The sequence below is a fragment of the Komagataeibacter intermedius TF2 genome, assembly GCF_000964425.1.
GTDB classification, from domain to species: Bacteria; Pseudomonadota; Alphaproteobacteria; order Acetobacterales; family Acetobacteraceae; genus Komagataeibacter; species Komagataeibacter intermedius.
The window spans coordinates 1-3140 of record NZ_BANF01000161.1 but is presented as its reverse complement, the minus strand read 5'-3'; the positions used below and the strand labels follow the sequence as shown (position 1 = coordinate 3140).

Below are 3140 nucleotides of genomic sequence, written 5' to 3'. Positions count from 1 at the left end.
GATGGCGCAGCCATCGCGCACGGCGAGGAGCCACCCCTTGCGCGGCAGGCTGGACTGTGGTGCCCGCCTCCTACCTTTACTGTTTCATTTATTTATATATTTTGTTTTTATTGTATTTTTATTCAGAGCAGGCCTTTCCAGATCCGCCATCCGGTCGTCCGGATCGGTTTTTTTGCGGGGATGCCAGATAGGGGCAACTGATCCGCGCAGGCGTGACATCAATCCACAAACGACTGCCCACAGTCGCCTCCAGTGCCTTGCGGATGGTGTCGGCAGAAAGAAATTCCGCGCCATCGTCACCGCCAAACGACGCGCGTTTGACATCGTACCAGTCGTCAGGACATGTGCGCGGGTCCGCTTCGACAGCATAGGCGACAAGGTTCGCCTGACCCTCAGCGTCACTGAAGCCCGGATAACCATTCGACAATAGGGTAGACGTGGACACCGCTCAGAGAGCAAATGCCACGTCCCCCTCCAAACCGTGCGGGCAGCTTTCACTGCACACGGCTTTCCACCCCCGATTACGCTCTCATTCGAAGATCACGTTGCCGCCCAGCATGGACATTGCGATGGCAATTTATGCAGAGCGGGATACGCTTCCTTTGGCGAGCAGCTCTGACCTGTGCCATCAAAGGCGAGTTGACGTGATCTTTCAGCTTTCTGACGTGATGCACTTCAACCGGAACATTTGATGTTCCGCAAAGCGCACATTCTTCAGAAAACAGTCGATCTACCAAGTCCGTGCGAGCAAAAGCCGCAATGTATCTTGGTAGTGCGTCGACCTTGGCGAATTTCACGGACGGACGAGTGAGATGCCGAAGCTTCCATACCCGCACCCTCCTTAATTTCCCACCTAAGTCTCGGCTAGCCACATACCACTCTCCATCCCTATTACGGACGGAAGTCAAAACCTTGGCCAACGAGCTATGTCGCTTATTGGCAAGTGTCTTGAGAAGGCTTGTCTGTACTACGAACTGAAGCGAACGAAGCTGCGCTTTCACATTCACGCACAGCGCGTAATATTGAACAAACCCGCGGTATTCCGCATTGAACTGTGAAGCGATCTCGTACTCGCTCGAATTGATCAATGCCGGTCGGTCAATACCCCAACGCGTGTCGGGGTAACCGTAACCGTGGCGTTGACAGAACTGGCGGATTTTCGTCCGCGGAACATTCAACGTGATCAGACCGTCTGGATTACGCTTCGTGTAGTTGCGCCCCAGAGTGTCCCTCACGCTCCTTACCTGGTTTGAATTCCAAGTATGGATGTCATAGCCAAGAAATTCTACTCCGTCCGAGGCATGTCGAATGCCGCTCTTTTCCTCAGATACATTAAGTTTCAGGTTTCCAAGAAATTGTCGAACGGCATCCATCATTCTCCGGGCATCATCTTTGCTGCCGATAACACCAATGAGGAAATCATCAGCATACCGGACATAACGAAAGCGCCGATAATCCGGATCCTGTGATGCCAGCGCAGGCACAGATTTGCGAGCCTTATCGAGGACTTTTATATCCTGTTTGAGAGCCGCTATCCTGCCCTGATCTCCTACTGACAGACTTTCTTCTGATCGTACGATCCGACGAATTTGCATCTGTCTGTAATTGATCAACTTCGAAAGACGATTCCATTCTTGCTCCCGGCGACGTTTCACGCCCTTATTTTTAGCCTCCATCCATGTTTCCATGAACAAATCGAGTTCATGAAGATAGATGTTGGCCAAAATGGGCGAGACAATGCCACCTTGCGGAGTTCCACTGTAAGTCCTGCTGAACCTCCAGTTTTCAAGATATCCAGCTTCAAGAAAGCGTCTAATCAGATCAATGATCTTCTTATCAGCAATCCTCTTGCGAAGCAGGTTCACGAGAATGTCGTGGTCGATATTGTCAAAATACCCAACAATATCGACCTCAACGAACCATTTTGTCCCTCTCCACACCTTCTGGATATGCTCCAGTGCAGTATGACAGGACCTATTTGGACGAAACCCATGTGAGTGATTAGAGAAAATCGGCTCATATATGGTTTCAAGGATCGTCCTCAAAGTTTCCTGCACGAGGCGATCCCGAATACTCGGAATCCCCAACGGTCGGAGTTTACCGTTTGATTTTGGTATGTAGACCCGACGAACCGGATTTGGTCGGTAACGTCCTTCCACGACCTCGCTAATCAACGCTTCAAGCTTGTCGAGCGAAAACCCGTCAAGCGTATCTCCGTCAATACCGGGGGTCAGGGAGCCCGAGTTTTGGGCAACCTTCTCATATGCCGCTTTCCAGAGATCACGGCAGGTCATGAGGCGGAATAGGCCGTTAATCGACTTTCCGGCTTTCGAGAGCTTTGGAAGAGTATCCAATCTCTTCATGACGATAGCAGTTTGCATCAGCAGAACCCGTCTTCCGTTAGAGGATACTGTTTTGGGAGCTGCCACCCTTCACCCAAGACCTGACGCTTTCGGTGCGATCGCTCGTACCTTATACGGTGTCTTGCCCTGCTTAAACGCAGGTTGTCCGTCCCATTACAGGAAAGCATTTGGCTACTATGGTGACTCTGTAACCATGCAGGTTTAGGAAGCCTGTTTAGGTTATCCCGGCTTTGCGCTGATGAAAGATGCGACGCACTTAGGTCCTCTGTTCGTTTCATTCCTCGTATGGAGGCAGTGTCGCAAGACTGACATCCCCGGATAGACAGGGGCTTCGGACTGGGCAACCTCATGATACCCTTCCCTTGCGAAACAGTCGTATCAAACGGTTTAATGACTGCTATGGCGTTAATCATCACCGAAACTGGAGTTAAAGCAGTATAGCCTTGACCATATGCATCTTCCCCTGACCCTCTAAACCGTAACCGTTCTTGGCTATTCGGGCCTTGCTCCAACCATGCTGTGTTCATTGTCACCTTTCGATTTCAACTAAGGTTGGTGGGGACGGGAGTCGCCAGTTCTCCCGGCGTTTGAAACGCACTTTCGATTCAGCGCCGAACCGGCGCACTCAGGTACACCCCATGATCGCCAACCAGCATCAGGCCTGCCGGTATCTTGGTACGGTCGACATCCGCACCGGTCGGATGGCGCGACGACACGCCAGCCTTGAGAAAGACCGGGTCAACAAGCTGATCATAGGTAGGGGAATGTTCGCTCGCG

At 51.6% G+C, this 3140-nt stretch carries 2 protein-coding genes and 1 pseudogene; 1 reads left to right on the top strand and 2 read right to left on the bottom strand.

Going from position 1 to position 3140, the window contains the following annotated elements:
- Positions 1-201 (top strand): hypothetical protein (locus B7449_RS22115; protein ID WP_209426745.1); only part of this gene is annotated, 201 nt, incomplete at its 5' end.
- Here the strand turns inward: B7449_RS22115 and B7449_RS14990 are convergent.
- Both B7449_RS14990 and ltrA read right to left on the bottom strand, forming a co-directional pair.
- Positions 119-430 (bottom strand): annotated as a pseudogene (locus tag B7449_RS14990) (DUF3085 domain-containing protein); the annotation flags it as partial. The gene B7449_RS22115 and the pseudogene B7449_RS14990 overlap by 83 nt on opposite strands.
- Positions 431-521: 91 nt before the next feature.
- Positions 522-2381, bottom strand: a complete 1860-nt coding sequence (gene ltrA, locus B7449_RS14985; RefSeq protein WP_048883769.1) for a group II intron reverse transcriptase/maturase — start codon at positions 2379-2381, stop codon at positions 522-524.
- Positions 2382-3140: the final 759 nt, after the last annotated feature.